Origin of the sequence: Alcaligenes sp. 13f, assembly GCF_020496585.1 — a bacterium.
Classification (GTDB): Bacteria; Pseudomonadota; Gammaproteobacteria; order Burkholderiales; family Burkholderiaceae_B; genus Alcaligenes; species Alcaligenes phenolicus.
In genome coordinates this window covers 156,717-172,762 of the sequence record NZ_JAHKKC010000008.1, presented here as the reverse complement: position 1 = coordinate 172,762, position 16,046 = coordinate 156,717, and the positions used below count along the sequence as shown (strand labels likewise).

General features: G+C 56.9%; 13 protein-coding genes. 3 read left to right on the top strand and 10 right to left on the bottom strand.

The window, feature by feature from the left end:
• The first annotated feature begins 112 nt into the window (after positions 1 to 112).
• Positions 113 to 2,935, top strand: coding sequence for a bifunctional diguanylate cyclase/phosphodiesterase (locus KOE80_RS09250; RefSeq protein ID WP_226348960.1), 2,823 nt, complete (start codon positions 113 to 115; stop codon positions 2,933 to 2,935).
• A 53-nt stretch (positions 2,936 to 2,988) separates the two neighbouring features.
• Here KOE80_RS09250 and lnt read toward each other — a convergent pair whose 3' ends face one another.
• The 5 genes from lnt to miaB form a co-directional block, all read right to left on the bottom strand.
• Positions 2,989 to 4,608: an apolipoprotein N-acyltransferase gene (gene lnt, locus KOE80_RS09245; protein WP_226348959.1), complete on the bottom strand. Its 1,620-nt coding sequence runs from the start codon at positions 4,606 to 4,608 to the stop codon at positions 2,989 to 2,991.
• On the bottom strand, positions 4,595 to 5,476 hold the full coding sequence (locus KOE80_RS09240; RefSeq protein WP_009463852.1) for an HlyC/CorC family transporter: 882 nt from the start codon (positions 5,474 to 5,476) through the stop codon (positions 4,595 to 4,597). The genes lnt and KOE80_RS09240 overlap by 14 nt, the downstream gene beginning before the upstream one ends.
• Before the next feature lie 148 nt (positions 5,477 to 5,624).
• Positions 5,625 to 6,101: an rRNA maturation RNase YbeY gene (ybeY, locus tag KOE80_RS09235; RefSeq protein ID WP_226348966.1), complete on the bottom strand. Its 477-nt coding sequence runs from the start codon at positions 6,099 to 6,101 to the stop codon at positions 5,625 to 5,627.
• A complete protein-coding gene (locus KOE80_RS09230) occupies positions 6,094 to 7,089 on the bottom strand; it encodes a PhoH family protein (protein ID WP_035271175.1) in 996 nt (331 codons plus the stop codon). The genes ybeY and KOE80_RS09230 overlap by 8 nt, the downstream gene beginning before the upstream one ends.
• Before the next feature lie 3 nt (positions 7,090 to 7,092).
• Positions 7,093 to 8,493, bottom strand: coding sequence for a tRNA (N6-isopentenyl adenosine(37)-C2)-methylthiotransferase MiaB (miaB, locus tag KOE80_RS09225; RefSeq protein WP_226348958.1), 1,401 nt, complete (start codon positions 8,491 to 8,493; stop codon positions 7,093 to 7,095).
• Positions 8,494 to 8,755: 262 nt separating this feature from the next.
• Between miaB and KOE80_RS09220 the strand changes: the two genes are divergently transcribed.
• On the top strand, positions 8,756 to 8,977 hold the full coding sequence (locus tag KOE80_RS09220; RefSeq protein WP_009463848.1) for a ParD-like family protein: 222 nt from the start codon (positions 8,756 to 8,758) through the stop codon (positions 8,975 to 8,977).
• Positions 8,974 to 9,741 (top strand): type I methionyl aminopeptidase, encoded by a 768-nt coding sequence (map, locus tag KOE80_RS09215; protein WP_226348957.1) that lies wholly within the window; start codon positions 8,974 to 8,976, stop codon positions 9,739 to 9,741. Before KOE80_RS09220 ends, map begins: the two co-directional genes overlap by 4 nt.
• Positions 9,742 to 10,337: 596 nt before the next feature.
• Here the strand turns inward: map and secF are convergent.
• The 5 genes from secF to queA form a co-directional block, all read right to left on the bottom strand.
• On the bottom strand, positions 10,338 to 11,276 hold the full coding sequence (secF, locus tag KOE80_RS09210) for a protein translocase subunit SecF (RefSeq protein ID WP_009463846.1): 939 nt from the start codon (positions 11,274 to 11,276) through the stop codon (positions 10,338 to 10,340).
• Positions 11,277 to 11,328: 52 nt separating this feature from the next.
• Positions 11,329 to 13,200: a protein translocase subunit SecD gene (secD, locus tag KOE80_RS09205; protein WP_022983425.1), complete on the bottom strand. Its 1,872-nt coding sequence runs from the start codon at positions 13,198 to 13,200 to the stop codon at positions 11,329 to 11,331.
• 60 nt (positions 13,201 to 13,260) lie between these two features.
• Entirely contained in the window at positions 13,261 to 13,605 is a 345-nt protein-coding gene (yajC, locus tag KOE80_RS09200; RefSeq protein WP_003803689.1) for a preprotein translocase subunit YajC, read from the bottom strand.
• An 89-nt stretch (positions 13,606 to 13,694) separates the two neighbouring features.
• Entirely contained in the window at positions 13,695 to 14,831 is a 1,137-nt protein-coding gene (gene tgt, locus KOE80_RS09195; protein WP_226348956.1) for a tRNA guanosine(34) transglycosylase Tgt, read from the bottom strand.
• Positions 14,828 to 15,892, bottom strand: coding sequence for a tRNA preQ1(34) S-adenosylmethionine ribosyltransferase-isomerase QueA (queA, locus tag KOE80_RS09190; RefSeq protein WP_060185585.1), 1,065 nt, complete (start codon positions 15,890 to 15,892; stop codon positions 14,828 to 14,830). Before queA ends, tgt begins: the two co-directional genes overlap by 4 nt.
• Between the last annotated feature and the right edge of the window lie 154 nt (positions 15,893 to 16,046).

The following is a 16,046-nucleotide window of genomic DNA, read 5'->3' as shown; positions in this document are numbered from 1 at the left end:
TTTGTAGGCCCCTCACTTAGCCTGCATTTTTTTATTTAATGGCGCTATGTCAGCAAAGCAGTGCATATCATCACCTCTGCCTGTTCCAGTGGATGCACAAAGACGAATCAGTTTGAGTGCTTTGCTGATTTGGGTGCTGTTGGTCTGGCTGTTGTTGATCTCCGCAACGGTTACTGTCATTTACAAGCAAAACCAGGCAGAAATTCGCCTGCAGGCAAGTAGCGGCCTCCTGCGCCAGCTCTCTGATATCAGCTATTCCGTGGCGCTGGCCGCGCCTTCCAGTTCGACGCCTGCCCGTTTGCGCCACTTGGATCAGCAGTTCCAAGGGGTGGTGCAGTTGTTGCGCGATGGCGGGGTAGTCGATGGTGTGGTCCTGGTCCCGCTGGACAAGCCCTTGCTGGGGCTGGTCTCCCAACTAAGTAATGAATGGCAGCGGCGCTTGATGCGTCTGGATTTTCCGGTCAGCTCCGAGCAAGTGCTCTTGCCAGCGGCCAGCCTGAACGCGGAAGACTCGTTATTTCGTCATAACACCCAGCAATTGCTGGATGCGTTTGATGCCTCGCGTGAAAGCGTCCGCTCGCAGCACCGCTGGACGGTGTTCTTCATGCTGGGTCTGGATTTGATCGCGCTGTGTCTGTCCTACTTCATGTTGCGTGCGTGGGCAGCCGATCCCTTGCGACAGCTGGTGGCTCAAGGCCAGGCTTTTACTGGCGACAATTACCGTGCAAAAAGCACCAGTTCAGGCACTAGTGAAACGCGTTATTTGTCGCAGATTTTGAATTACTGCGGTTTGCAGATTCAACAGCTGGATGCGCAGCTTTCTATTCAGCAGCGCAATTTGTCCCAGCTCAACGCCATATGCCGCAGTTTGAGCCACAACCCTTTATTGGGAGTTTATTTATCCCGCGATGGCCGCTTTGATTTCGTCAATAAAAAGCTGGCTGAGACATTGGGATATAGCCGTGCACAATTGCGCCAGGAGTTCACGGTTGATCAAGTCTTTCTGTCGCCGCGATTTCCTTCTTTGACTCAAGTGGTGCCCGATTCGCGTTCTGGTGGCAGCAGTTTGCGCTATGAAACGCGGGCATTGCGTTATGACGGCAAATCCATTGATGTCGAGATCTGTGCCATTCCCATCGAGCTCGAGGGCCGTATGGGCATGGTGGCAGTAGTGCAGGACATCACCACGCGGGTGCGCAACGAAGTGACGGGCCGTTTGGCGGCCGTGGTGTACGAGAACACTTGCGAAGCCATTGTTGTAACGGATCGTTTTGGCCATGTGGTAGATGCCAACCCGGCGTTTAGCCGCATCACCGGCTACGAGCTGGACGAAGTGCGGGGCCGCACCTTGTCTATCCTGAACTCGGGGCGTCAGGACACGGAGTTCTACCGCAAGATGTGGCGCGAGATTTCGGAAACCGGGCGGTGGCAGGGTGATATCTGGAATCGACGCAAGAACGGCGAGGATTTTGCCGAGCGTTTGACCATCAGCACTGCCTGGAACCCGGATGGCACGGTGTATCGCCATATTGGCTTGTTCACCGACATCACCAGCCATAAGAAGCGTGAAGCGCAGATGTGGAAGCAGGCGCATTACGATCATTTGACGGGCTTGCCCAATCGGCAGATGTTCCAGGATCGCTTGCAGCAAGCGCGCGAGCAGTCGCGTCGCACAGGCTTGCCTTTCGCGCTGATCTTTATGGATCTGGATTTTTTCAAGGATGTGAACGATTCCTTGGGGCACGAGAAGGGCGACGTCCTGCTGCAGGAAGTGGCCCAGCGTTTGCAGCGCTGTGTGCGGGTAACGGATACCGTGGCCCGTATTGGTGGTGACGAGTTTACCGTCATCATCTCGGATATCAGCGATACCTCGATTGTGGAGCGCACTTGTCGCTGTTTGCTGGACACGATTGAAGAGCCTTTCCAGTTGGGCAAGAACTCGGTGTCTGTTTCTGCCAGTGTGGGAATCACGCTGTTCCCCGAAGATGGCGATGATGCCGGCCAGCTTTTGAAGAATGCGGATATGGCCATGTACGCTGCCAAGGCTTGCGGCCGTAATCAATACTGCCGCTTCCTGCCTGCCATGAGCGAAGCCGTGGAAGCGCGCCTGCGTTTCTCGCAGGATTTGCAAAAGGCACTAAGCGAGCAGCAGTTCCAGCTTTATTACCAACCCATTGTGGATTTGCGTACAGGGCAGGTCACCCGTGCCGAGGCCTTGATACGCTGGGAACACCCGCAGTTGGGCTTGGTGCCCCCTTCAGAATTCATTCCGTTTTCCGAAGATTCCGGTCTGATTGTGCTGATTGGCGAATGGGTGTTCGAGACGGCTGCCCAGGCCGCGGTGAAACTACGCAACGAGCTGGACCCCGGTTTCCGGGTCAGCCTGAATGTCTCGCCCGCGCAGTTCAAGCTTAATGGCTCCTGCGCGCGCGAATGGGTGGAGTATCTGCAAACCCAAGGCATTCCGGGCGATGCGCTGGTGGTGGAAATTACCGAGCGCTTGTTGCTGGACGATCAGGGGCAAGCCTTGCAGCAGTTGCGCTCCTTGCGTGAGTACGGCATGAGTGTGGCGCTGGATGATTTTGGCACCGGCTACTCCTCGCTGTCGCACCTGAAGCGGTTTTCCATCAATGTGCTCAAGATTGATCAGTGCTATATCCGCAATCTGGCCCTGAGCAGCGAGGATCTGGTGCTGACTCAGGCCATGATTGTCATGGCGCAAAAGCTGGGCTTGCGGGTAGTGGCAGAAGGTGTGACCAGTCACGAGCAACTGGATTTGTTGAACAACGCCGGTTGCGACTATATGCAGGGCTATTTGTGCTCTACGCCCATTCCGGCGGATGAGTTCGTGGACTGGTGCAAGACCTGGAATCGGGAGCGAGCCGGTGGTTTTGCCGCGCGCTTGTACCCGAATGCACCGCAGGCTTTGCAATAGCAGAATCCTTTCAATCCCTGCTAGCGCAAAGCCTGCCGTGAGTTTGTTGGTGCTCAGTCCTGACGACGAGAGCGCCAGGCAAAAATAATCAGAAGCAGGCCTGCCCAGATCAAGAAGGGCAGATTGCCGTATTTCACGTAGGGAGTCAGGCCCGTTGTGCCTTGAACTTCCACATCCAGCACACCCGGTGTCAGGGGCGGCAGAACCGCACGAACACGCCCATAAGGATCAATGGCGGCTGTCATGCCGGTATTGGTGGCACGCAGCATGGGACGGCCTGTTTCCAGAGCCCGCATACGTGAGATCTGCAAGTGCTGGCTCAAGGCCCAGGAATCGCCAAACCAGCCCAGATTGCTGATGTTCAACAGCAAGGTAGCGCCTTCCTGGCCAGGACTGCCTTGCACGGCCTGGATGATCTCTTCACCAAACACGTCTTCATAGCAGATGTTGGGGGCAACACGACCCTCTGCCATCTTGAAGGGCGCTTGCGGCAAGGCGCCACGATGGAAGTCCCCCAGCGGGATATTCATCATGTCCACAAACCATTGAAAGCCGGTGGGGATGAATTCGCCGAAAGGCACCAGATGATGCTTGTCGTAGTAGCTGGCCGTGCTGTTGATGATGTCCTGGGGCTGAGTCTCGGGGCTGATCAGCAAGGCGCTGTTGGTGTAGCTCAGCTTGCCGTTGACCGTGCCACGGTCCATGGGGACACCCAGCACCAGATTGGCTTGATGGCGCTGAGCCAGTTCCGTCCAGCGCAACCAGAAGCTGGTTTCCAGGCGGTTTTGCAACACGGGAATAACGGTTTCAGGCAGAACAATCAGGCGCGGCGCGTCTTCGGGGGTCTTGGCCGGCAGGTTTGCCAGCTCGTAGTAACGCTCTATGCCTTCGCTCATATTGGGGCCGAACTTGGCGCTTTGATCGATATTGCCTTGCACCAGGCGGGCAATAAAGGGCGCGCCATGGGGCTGGACCCAGGCAATATGCGGCAGACTGATCCCGATCAGGCCGAAAATCATGGCAATACCAATGCCGATCGCGCTGGAAGGGCTTTGGTTCTTGTCTTTGGAGGCGGCAAACTGGGCAATCACGGCGGCGCTGAAAGCCGACAGCCAGGCCAAGCCATACACACCCACAACGGGTGCCCAGCCGGTAAACATCCCTTCTGCGTGGGCGTAGCCGATATTCAACCAAGGAAAGCCGGTCAGCAAATTGCCGCGCAGCCATTCGCTGAGTGCCCAGCAGCTTGCCCAGCCTGCTGATAACAATAATCGTAGTAGCCAGGAGTCACTATCGTGCTTGGGGCGCAGTTTTTGCCAAACCGCTGAAGCCAGAGCAGGAAAGAGGGCCAGGGCGGCAGCCAGCAGCAAAACGCCCAGGGCGGCCATCCAGGAGGGCATGCCACCATACTGGTGCATGCTGATGTACAGCCAGTAAACCCCTACGCCAAAATGCCCCAGCCCAAACAGATAACTGCGACCAAAGGCCTGGCGCACGGACGTCGAACCCATGATCTGCGAGCAGGCAATGGCCAGCAGGGTGATCTGGTAGAAAGGCAAAATCCAGGATGGCAGCGGGCCAATGGAAAAGGACAGGGCATGCAAGCCCCCCAGGACCAGCAGTAAAGCGACGCCAAGCGCCTGGGGTAAAGGTTTGGAATCAGGCTTGTTCAAGATTAGGCTCGGCGGGTGTGGCTCGCTGAACGTGCAACCAAAGGGCTCGTTTGGCATCCGCACGGACAACCGTGAGGCTGATGCCATCAAGCTGGGCCACATCGCCCCGGCGAGGGATATGTCCCAATTCGGACGCCAGCCAACCACCTACGGTGTCAAAGTCGTCGTTAGGGAGGTGGGTCTGGAAGGCTTCGTTGAAATCGGGGATTTCAGTCAGTGCCATGACACGCCAGCTGTCGGGGCCGGCCTGGAAAATGGTCTGCTCGGCGTCTTCATCGTATTCGTCTTCGATGTCGCCCACAATTTGTTCCAGCACGTCTTCCATGGTGACCAGGCCTGCTGTACCACCGTGCTCGTCAATAACGACGGCCAGGTGATTGCGGCTGCCACGGAACTCGTGCAGCAAGACGTTCAGGCGCTTGGTCTCGGGAATGAATACCGCAGGGCGAATCAGCGGGCGCAAATCCAGCGTGGGATTGGCGATCGAGAGCAGCAGGTCCTTGGCCAGCAAGATACCGATGATATTGTCGCGCTCCGTCTCGTAGATCGGAAAGCGGCTGTGGCCCGTTTCAATAATGATGGGCAGCATCTCGGTCAACGGCTTGGCGATGTCCAGCATATCGATCTTGGATCGGGGCACCATGATATCGGCTACTGTTTTGTTGGCCATATCCAGTGTTCCGGCGATCATGGACAGCGATTCGTCGTCGATAACTTTGCGGGCGTGGGCCGCAACCAGGACAGACTTAAGGTCTTCTCGGTCTTCGGGTTCGTGACGCCGATTGAAAAAAGCACTTAAGCGAGAGATGGGATTGTTTGAGCTGGCCTTGGAAGGGCGGGGCTCGGGGTCGGGAGCAGAGTCTGACATTGTCCGAAGGACGAGTTAAGGAAGAAACAAGCATAACCGAAAAATGATGACAAGGTATGTACCTGTCATCATTCGGAATGCGGGAAGGGAAGTGAGGATTGGCGCAGCTTTGTCAGGGATGGGAGACCCTTTGTGACAAGTGGGCGAGCTAGCGCTCCTGGTAGGGATCGGGGATGCGCAAACTGGCCAGAACAGCGGTTTCCAGCGCTTCCATGTCCTGGGCTTCGTCCTCTTCAATGTGGTCGTAACCCAGGGAATGCAGACAGCCGTGCACCACCAGATGAGCGGCATGGTGCAGAAACGGCTTTTGCTGTTCCTGGGCTTCACGCTCCAGCACGGGCAGGCACAAGACGATATCGCCGTGGACCACGCCGTCCTCGTCCTGACCATATTCAAAGGTCAGCACATTGGTGGCGTAGTCGCGTTCCCGGTAGCTCAGGTTCAGGCTCTGGCCTTCTTCGGCGTCCACAATACGCAAGGTGGCGGACAGGGCGGTGAAACGATCTTCGGGGTGGATGCGTTCGATTGCCATATCAATCGTGCGCTGCATCCAGCGGCGGATACGGGAGCGGCTCAGCTCGGGGCAATCAACAGCGTACTGGACGCTCAGGGACAGATCAGGCATCACCGGCTCGTTCGTAGGCGTCCACAATTCGCGCAACCAGCGGGTGGCGCACGACATCACGGCTGCTAAAGCGCGAGCAGGAAATACCCTGCACGTTTTCCAGCACCTTGACGGCATGATTCAAGCCGCTGCGCTGGCCTTTGGGCAAGTCCACCTGAGTGGGGTCGCCGGTAATCACCGCCTTGCTGCCAAAACCGATGCGCGTCAGGAACATTTTCATTTGTTCCGGTGTGGTGTTCTGGGCTTCGTCCAGGATCACGAAAGCATGGTTCAGCGTGCGGCCGCGCATATAGGCCAGCGGTGCGATTTCGATGATTTGTTTTTCGAACAGGCGCTGTACCTTCTCCACACCCATCAAGTCATACAAAGCATCGTACAAAGGGCGCAGATAGGGATCTACCTTCTGGGCCAGATCACCGGGCAAAAAGCCCAGGCGCTCACCCGCCTCGACAGCAGGACGTGTCAGCACCAAGCGATGGACGGATTCGCGCTCCAGCGCATCGATGGCGCAGGCCACTGCCAACCAGGTCTTGCCAGTCCCGGCCGGGCCTACGCCGAAGTTGATGTCATTGTTCAGGATATTGCGCAGGTACTCGCGTTGACCGGGTGTGCGAGGACGCAGGTCGCGTTTGGCGGTACGCAGGGAAATTTCTTCCTGGCCGACGGGGGGCAGCTCGGGCAGGGGCTCGGGCTTTTCCTCTTTTTCGTGGCGGCGGCTGGCGCCCAGCTCAACCAGGCCCAACTGAATATCGTCGATATTCAGCGCACGGTGTACGGCACGCGAATGGAACCAGTCAATGGCCTTGGCAGCCTCCTCCGCGCGCTCGCCTTCAATCGAAACATGACTGCCACGCCGACGCAGGGTGACGTCATAGGCAATGGCAATCTGCTTGATGTTCTCGTCCAAAGGGCCACACAGATTGGCCAGATGGGTATTGTCCCCGTCCAGGCGCAAGGAAGTGGGCATGCGGCGGCGTTGGCTAGTCATAGATCAGGCTCCTGCAACCCGGTCATGGGTCACGATTTCTCCGCGCAAGGTATTGGTCAGTACTTGGGTCACGTGCACATCCACAATTTGTCCGATCAGGCGAGGGTCGCCGGGGAAGTTGATGATGCGGTTGTTTTCGGTACGGCCTTTCAGTTCCGAGTCGTCTTTGCGCGAGGTGCCTTCGACCAGAATGCGTTGTACGCTGCCGACCATGGCCTGGCTGATGGCCTGGGCCTGCTCGTTGATTTGCGCTTGCAGGCGGTGCAGGCGGTCCAGCTTTTCTTCTTTGCTGGTGTTGTCTTCCAGGTCGGCGGCGGGTGTGCCGGGGCGACGGGAATACACAAAGGAGAAAGACTGGTCGAAATTCACATCGCGAATCAGCTTCAGTGTCTTCTGGAAATCCTCTTCCGTCTCACCGGGAAAGCCCACAATAAAGTCCGAGGACAGGACGATGTCGGGACGGGCCTCGCGCAGGCGGCGGACGATGGATTTGAACTCCAGCGAAGTGTAGCCGCGTTTCATTGCAGCCAGAATACGGTCGCTGCCGGCTTGCACAGGCAGGTGCAGGAAGGGCACCAGCTTGGGCAGATTGCCGTGGGCGGCGATCAGGCGCGAGGTCATTTCCTTGGGGTGCGAGGTGGTATAGCGAATACGCTCGATACCGGGAATCTCGTGCACGTATTCCAGCAGCATGGCGAAGTCGGCAATTTCGCCGGCAACATCGGTAGGGCCACGGTAGGCGTTCACGTTCTGGCCCAGCAGCGTCACTTCACGCACACCCTGGTCGGCCAGGTCAGCCACTTCCATCAGCACGTCGTCAAAGGGGCGGGAGACTTCGGGGCCACGGGTGTAGGGCACTACACAGAAACTGCAGTACTTGCTGCAGCCTTCCATGATGGACACAAAGGCGGAATAACCCTCCACGCGTGCGGGAGGCAGGGCGTCGAATTTTTCGATTTCAGGAAAACTGATATCTACTTGCGAGCGGCCGCTGTTGCGGCGCTTGACGATCAGCTCGGGCAGGCGGTGCAAGGTTTGTGGTCCGAACACGACATCCACGTAGGGAGCACGACGAATAATCGTGTCACCTTCCTGACTGGCGACACAGCCACCCACGCCAATGACCAGATCGGGATTGAGTGCCTTCAAATGCTGAACCCGGCCCAGATCCGAGAACACCTTTTCTTGCGCTTTTTCGCGCACCGAACAGGTATTGAACAGGATGATGTCTGCTTCCTCGGGGTTGGTGGTCAACTCCACGGGGCGATCCTGATTCAGGATATCGGCCATTTTTTCGGAGTCGTACTCGTTCATCTGGCAGCCAAAGGTGCGAATGAAGAGCTTGCGGGCAGGCTTGGTAGCAGCATCCGCGCTGGCGGGGGTAGAGATTGTGGTGTCGGTCATAGAAGGAGCCGTGACGGGTGTATATCCCGCGGGCCATTGAAAATGATGAATCGGGCATTATAACGCCCAGCCTCCCGTGAGCCACAAGCAAGCTGGGATCATGTGGGAGGACTTGTTGCAGACAGGCCGCCCTTTGGGGTGAGAAGGCTGGAAATAGTCTTGTCGGGGCATGAGGCTGGATCAGGATTTTCAGTCAGCTTCTACTTGCGTCCTGTTTTTGTGGATTATATGATTCGTATATGGATCATATAAGGATTGAAAAATGGGTATCGTGAATATTGATGACGAGCTGCACGACCAGCTACGCAAGGCGAGTACGGTTTCATGTCGCTCCATCAATGCGCAGGCGGCTTTCTGGATACGTATGGGGTTGTTGTGCGAACTGAACCCGACCATGAGTTTTAACGAGATTGTCGCCCGTGAGATGAAGGCGGCTGGTTTGGGTGAGCCTGCCGTGCCTCTGGATCAGGTGGAGTCAGCATGATCAAGACGGCAGATGAAATTGCCTTGATGGCCGAATCGGGCCGTTTGCTGGCTCAAGTGTTCACGCGCCTGGATCAGTTAGATCTGATTGGCATGAATACCATGCAGATCAATGATCTGGTCGAGAGCTACATCGTCCATGATCTGCAAGCCCGGCCCGCCAGCAAAGGGCAGTACGGTTATGCCTATGTTCTGAACTCATCGCCTAATCAAGTCGTGTGTCACGGTATGCCGTCCACGACGGATGTACTGAAGGAGGGGGATATCGTGAATTTCGACATCACCCTGGAGAAGAACGGTTTTATCGCGGATTCCAGCAAAACCTACACGGTGGGGCAGGTGACTCCTGCTGCGCAAAAACTGGTCGATGCCTGCTATATGGCGATGTGGAAAGGTATACAAGCCGTGCGCCCCGGCGCGACTTTGGGTGATGTGGGGTTTGCCATTTCCCAGTACGCACGCAAGAACGGCTATTCCGTTGTACGTGATTACTGTGGGCACGGCATCGGGCGGGAAATGCACGAAGCGCCTGAAGTTTTGCACTGGGGCATGCCGCGCACAGGTTTGCGACTGAAAGAGGGGATGACTTTCACGATTGAACCCATGCTGAATCAAGGTGGCCATGCGGTGCAAACCGGGAAAGATGGCTGGACCGTGCGCACTTGCGATGGCTTGCTGTCAGCACAGTTTGAGCACACGGTAGCGGTGACAGACAGTGGGGTGCGCGTATTGACCTTACGGCCTGATGAAACCATCCCGAATTAATTAAGTAGTTGGTCGTCCCTCCCTTGCACTACTTACGGCTTGTAGTGTGTCATCCAGTCATTGCAGCTTGTGCACTGAAAACGACAGCAGCAAGTTATTTCAGCCCGATGGAAATGAGATTTTCTGTAAACCTCGTTGATGCCGCCACAGCTGCGAGATCCCGTCATATCGTGATGGCAGTATTGCCCGTTGTCTAACCGTCGTGCCGAAGTATCCCTTCAGATCAATATAGGGTGGCAGGCGTTTGTTTTATTGAGGGCCGGAGCAGGTCGGCTTGGCGGGTCATTCGCCCGTGCTGCGCACGGGTCCCCTTGTCAGAGTCCAGATGCGGGCGGGTCGTGAACTCGGAGCGCGGTTTGTCCCCCGGACAAACCGCAAGCGTGCTCCTCAAACAGCACGACCCTTGCACCCCCGCATCCGGCCTCTGCCCGCGGCGAATAACCTGACTCGCCCGCCGACCTGCTCCGGCCCTCAATAAAACAAAAAGAGGCTTACTGCCGCCACTCTATTACTCGCAATCCAGCAGCCTTGGAAACAAAAAAGCCCGACATTAAAACAATGTCGGGCTTTTCTTTAATAGCGAGCCAAGAAGCAACTTAGCCTTCTACAACCTCGCCGCCTTCGTCTTTCTTGATCGGCTTGACCAGATCCTCACGCTTCACGCCCAGCCACATGGAAATGGCGGCGGCCACGAACACGGAGGAGTAAATACCGAACCAGATACCGATGGTCAGCGCCAGCGAGAAGTTGTGCAGCGTTGGGCCACCGAAGAAGAAAATCGACAGCACCATCATCTGGGTAGAACCGTGGGTGATGATGGTACGCGAGATGTTCTGGGTGATGGACAGATCAATAATGTCCGACACCGACATCTTGCGCTGCTTGCGGAAGTTTTCACGGATACGGTCCATCACCACAACGGATTCGTTCACGGAGTAACCCAGCACCGCCAGGACACCGGCCAGCACCGACAGCGAGAACTCCCATTGGAAGAACGCGAAAAAGCCCAGAATGATGACCACGTCGTGCAAGTTGGCAATCGCACAAGCCAGCGCCAGCTTCCACTCAAAGCGGAAGCCCAGGTATAGCAAGATACCGGCGACCACAAAGGCCAGGGCCATCAAACCGTTATGCAGCAGTTCTTGCCCCACCTGTGGGCCGACGAACTCCACACGGCGCAGCTCCACGTCCGAGTGCTGCTGCTTCAAGGCCTGGAGTACTTGCTCGCTTTGCTGGGTAGAGTCTTGTCCGTCCAGAACGGGCAAGCGGATCATGATGTCCTGCGACGTGCCGAAGTTCTGTACCTGGAAATCGGTATAGCCCAGCGACTGAATCGAGCCGCGCACATCTTCGACCTGCACGGTTTGCTGATAGTGCACTTCCATGACCGTACCACCGGTAAATTCGATGGACAGGTGAAAGCCGCGCACAATAATGAAGACGACCGCTGCAATAAATGTCAGAAAACTGATCAGGTTCAGCACCAACGCATGGCGCATGAACGGGATAGTGCGGTGAATACGAAAAAATTCCATGATGCTTTATGCCTGTAGTTGGGCCTGGCCGGTTTGCACCGGCCCCGGCACTTTACTTCTTGTCCTGTGGTTTCCAGACCTGACCAATGGAAATACCCTGCAGGCGACGACGGTTGCCATACCAGAGGTTGACCAGGGCACGAACCCCAACCACCGAAGAGAACATGGAGGTCAGAATACCGATCACGTGTACGACCGCAAAACCACGGATAGGACCGGAACCGAAGGCCAGCAAAGCGACACCCACAATCAGACTGGTCAGGTTGGAGTCGAAAATAGTGGCCCAGGCACGATCAAAACCCAGGTGAATGGCTTGTTGCGGCGAGGCACCATTGCGTAGCTCCTCGCGGATACGCTCGTTGATCAGCACGTTGGCGTCAATGGCCATACCCAGGGTCAGGGCGATAGCGGCAATACCCGGCAAGGTCAGGGTGGCTTGCAGCATGGACAAGACAGCCAGCAGCAAGAGCACGTTGAAGGTCAGGCCAATGGTGGAGAACAGACCAATCAGGTGGTAGTACAGCATGATGAAGATGGCGATCGCAATAAAGCCGTACAGCGTGGCGTTAAAGCCTTGGCGAATATTGTCGGCACCCAGGCTAGGGCCAATGGTGCGCTCTTCAATGATGCTCATGGGGGCGGCCAGCGAACCGGCACGCAGCAGCAGGGAAATATCGGCGGCTTCCTGAGCATTCATGCTGCCGCTGATCTGTACCTGGCCGTTAGGAATTTCGCTACGGATAACCGGAGCCGTCACCACTTCACCCACGCCATTTTCAAACAGCACAATCGCCATGCGCTTGTTGATGTTGTTGCGGGTAATGTCGCGGAAAATGCGCGAGCCCTTATTGTCCAGCGTCAGGTTGACGGTGGGTTGCTGGGTTTGCGAATCACGACCGGGCTGGGCGTCCTGCAGGTTTTCACCTGTCAGGATGACCTGGCGACGCAGCAGCAGGGGGGCACCACCACGCTCGGTGTAGCGCTCCAGACCAAAGGGCACGGTACCCGAGTTCAAGGCCGCAACGGCAGCAGGCGAGTCTTCCACCATACGCAGTTCCAGTGTGGCCGTACGACCCAGAATTTCCTTGGCTTTGGCTACATCCTGCACGCCGGGCAGTTGAACCACGATGCGATCGGACCCTTGCTGCTGAATTACAGGCTCGGCTACGCCCAGCTCATTGATTCGGTTATGCAAGGTGGTGATGTTTTGCTTGAGGGCGTTCGATTGCACCTGAATGGTGGCGGCTTCGGTCAAACGGGCTGTCAGACCGCTGTCACCGGCAGGGGTGAAAGCCAGATCAGGCATGGCGCGACGCATTTCCGATTGAGCGCGGTCGCGATCGTCTGCCGAGGCAAAGCTCATGCGCAGCGAGTGACCATCACGCTCGATACCGCCAACAGGCACTTTGGCTTCGCGCAGCACGCTGCGGGCATCAGCCACCATGGAGTCGTAGCGGGCTTGAAGCGCGCCTTGCATATCCACTTGCAGCAGGAAGTGCACGCCACCGCGCAAGTCCAGGCCCAGGTGCATGGGGTGGGCACCCAGTGCGGTCAGCCAGGCAGGCGACGCAGACACCAGGTTCAGGGCGACGGTGTAGTCGGGGGCGGTAGCTGTGGAGTCCTTGTTCAGTTCGCGCTCGATCAGGTCTTTGGCCTTGAGCTGAACATCGGTGGACTCAAAACGGAAACGCGCAGTGGCGCTAGGTCCGTTTTGTTCAAAATACGAGCCCGTCGTAGGAATATTGTTTTTCTTGAGCAGCTCTTCAACGTGACTGATCAGGTTGGTTTCAAGCCGGACCGTGGATTTGGCGCTGGAAACCTGGACAGCAGGAGACTCACCAAACAGATTGGGCAAGGTATAGATCAGGCCGATCGCCAGCGCGACCAAGACGATGACATATTTCCAGAGAGGATAACGATTCATGGGATATCTACGACGGGTGCAGAAATGGCAACCCCGGACCGAGGTCCGGGGTCGGAGGCATTACAGCGACTTGATCGTGCCTTTGGGCAGAACAGTCGTAACGGCCACGCGTTGGACCAGAACTTCAACAGGCTTGTCGGTCAGGTTGGCCACTTCAACGGTCAGGTAGTTGTCGTGAACTTTGCTGACTTTGCCCAGCAGACCGCCGGAGGTGATTACTTCGTCGCCTTTGGCCAGGTTGGAGACCAGGTTGCGGTGCTCTTTCTGACGCTTCATTTGAGGACGAATCATCAAGAAATACAGCACAACGAACATCAAGATGATGGGCAGCATGCCCATCAAGGCATTTTCGCCGCCGGCAGCTGCCTGGGCGGGGATGAGAGTCAGAATGTCAACAGCGGACATGTGGGGCTCCTGAGGATTTTTTTGTGTGGGTTGTCAAAAACTAACGGTGTATTGTAGCGGCACTTTATTGCGGTATCACAAACAGCGTGTCATTCAATACCGCGCGCCCGATCCTGGTGGAACTGCTCCCGCCAGGCCGCGAAACGCTTTTGCTCGATAGCATCGCGCATCTCTTGCATGATCTGCAAATAGAAATGCAGATTGTGCAAGGTATTCAAACGCGAGCCGGTAATTTCATTTGAACGCTGCAAATGATGCAAGTAGCCACGCGAGAAATGCTTGCAGGTATGGCAGGTGCAGCTGGGATCCAGCGGGCGGATATCGTCGCGGTATCGAGCATTGCGTATCTTGATGTCGCCGTAACGGGTAAACAGCCAGCCATTGCGCGCATTGCGGGTGGGCATGACGCAGTCAAACATGTCCACGCCCTGGCTGACCCCTTCCACCAGATCTTCCGGTGTACCCACACCCATTAGATAGCGGGGGGCATGCGTGGGCAGTTTCGGGGTGGTGTGCGCCAGAATGCGCATCATGTCTTCTTTGGGTTCGCCTACGGATAGGCCGCCAATGGCATAGCCTTCAAAGCCGATTTCGGTCAGGCCAGCCAGGGATTCGTCGCGCAGGTCCTCGTACATGCCGCCTTGCACAATGCCAAACAGGGCATTGGGGTTATTCAGACGCTTGAATTCCTCGCGTGAACGGCGAGCCCAGCGCAAGGACATGCGCATGGATTTAGCCGCTTCGATATGCGTGGCGGGACGGTCGTCAATCAAGTAGGGCGTGCATTCATCGAACACCATGGAAATATCGGAGTTCAAGGAGTACTGGATTTGCATCGACACTTCAGGCGTCAGAAACAGGCGCTCGCCGGTGATGGGGGAGGCAAACTTCACCCCTTCCTCGGTAATCTTGCGCATGCCTTTCAGGCTGAATACCTGAAAACCGCCCGAGTCCGTCAGGATGGGCTTGTCCCATTGCATGAAATTATGCAGGCCCTGGTACTTGTCCATGACATCCGTGCCCGGACGCAGCCACAGGTGAAAGGTGTTGCCCAATATGATCTGTGAGCCAATCTCGTTCAGCTCGTGCGGCATCATGGCCTTGACGCTGCCATAGGTGCCTACCGGCATGAAAATGGGGGTTTGCACCACACCGTGGTTCAGGGTGATCTGGCCACGGCGAGCGGCGCCATCGGTGCTTAAGAGGTCAAACTTCAGTCCACTCATGGGGTAGGAGGCTCAATGAACATAGCATCGCCGTAACTAAAGAAGCGATACCGGGATTGGACGGCGTGCTGGTAGGCACGTTGTATGGGTTCGATCCCCGCCAGGGCCGATACCAGCATCAGCAAGGTGGACTGGGGCAAATGAAAATTGGTGATCAGTGCATCCACCCACTGGTATTGGAAGCCGGGGGTAATGAACAGGCGCGTGTCGCCTTCAATGCTGCCATCGGCGCAGCGCTGGTTCATGCCGGGCTCTTTGCTGGCGGCAGACTCCAGCGAACGCACACTGGTGGTGCCCACGGCAATGACGCGGCCACCGGCAGCGCGGGTGGCTTCGATCTTGGCCAGGGTGGCGGCGGGCACATGGTAACGCTCGGCGTGCATGACGTGTTCGCTGATATTGTCCACACGCACAGGCTGAAACGTGCCTGCACCCACGTGCAAGGTCACAAAGGCCTGGTCCACGCCTTGCTCGCGCAAGGTGTTCAGCATGTCGTCGGTAAAGTGCAGGCCAGCCGTCGGGGCGGCCACGGCACCGGGGTGACGGGCGTAAACAGTCTGGTAGCGCGAGTCGTCTTCCTCGTCCGCTGCGTGGGTAATGTAGGGTGGCAAAGGCGTGGCGCCGTATTGCTCCAGCATGTCCAGCACAGGCTCGTGAAAGCGCAGCGCAAACAGGGCGTCTTCCCGTCCGGTGCAATCGGCCAGTACCTTGCCGTCGGCCAGTTCCAGCAAAGTGCCAGGTTTGGGGGACTTGCTGGCGCGGATATGGGCCAGAGCCGTATCGGGGCCGGTTACGCGCTCGATCAGCACTTCCACCTTGCCGCCGCTGCTTTTCTGGCCATGCAGGCGGGCCTTGATGACGCGCGTATCGTTAAAGACCAGCAGGTCACCCTTGCGCAGCAGGCTGGGCAGGTCGGTGAACTGGCGGTCATGCAATTGGCTGGCACCGTCCAGATGCAGCAGACGGCTGCCCTGGCGCTGGGCCGGCGGGCTTTGAGCGATCAGATCAGGGGGAAGCTCGTAGTCGAACTGGGCGATAGTTAAAGAGGGGTCGATGCTCATGGTTTGTCGTAAAGGGCCACTGGCCAGAAGGCCGGGCCTGATGGGGTAACCGACTATTTTAACGCTTTGCCGCCAGATTGCTGAAACGGCCATATCCGTGGTGTTTTTCTTTCGGTATGCTTGGGTCTTTCCTGAATTGATCTGTTGGAGACGA

What these genes read in the sequence shown, in the direction of transcription:
- KOE80_RS09240 (WP_009463852.1), bottom strand. Translation starts at nt 5,476, where the DNA reads ATGTCAGACTCTGCTCCCGACCCCGAGCCCCGCCCTTCCAAGGCCAGC.
- ybeY (WP_226348966.1), bottom strand. Translation starts at nt 6,101, where the DNA reads ATGCCTGATCTGTCCCTGAGCGTCCAGTACGCTGTTGATTGCCCCGAG.
- KOE80_RS09230 (WP_035271175.1), bottom strand. Translation starts at nt 7,089, where the DNA reads ATGACTAGCCAACGCCGCCGCATGCCCACTTCCTTGCGCCTGGACGGG.
- miaB (WP_226348958.1), bottom strand. Translation starts at nt 8,493, where the DNA reads ATGACCGACACCACAATCTCTACCCCCGCCAGCGCGGATGCTGCTACC.
- KOE80_RS09220 (WP_009463848.1), top strand. Translation starts at nt 8,756, where the DNA reads ATGGGTATCGTGAATATTGATGACGAGCTGCACGACCAGCTACGCAAG.
- map (WP_226348957.1), top strand. Translation starts at nt 8,974, where the DNA reads ATGATCAAGACGGCAGATGAAATTGCCTTGATGGCCGAATCGGGCCGT.
- secF (WP_009463846.1), bottom strand. Translation starts at nt 11,276, where the DNA reads ATGGAATTTTTTCGTATTCACCGCACTATCCCGTTCATGCGCCATGCG.
- secD (WP_022983425.1), bottom strand. Translation starts at nt 13,200, where the DNA reads ATGAATCGTTATCCTCTCTGGAAATATGTCATCGTCTTGGTCGCGCTG.
- yajC (WP_003803689.1), bottom strand. Translation starts at nt 13,605, where the DNA reads ATGTCCGCTGTTGACATTCTGACTCTCATCCCCGCCCAGGCAGCTGCC.
- tgt (WP_226348956.1), bottom strand. Translation starts at nt 14,831, where the DNA reads ATGAGTGGACTGAAGTTTGACCTCTTAAGCACCGATGGCGCCGCTCGC.
- queA (WP_060185585.1), bottom strand. Translation starts at nt 15,892, where the DNA reads ATGAGCATCGACCCCTCTTTAACTATCGCCCAGTTCGACTACGAGCTT.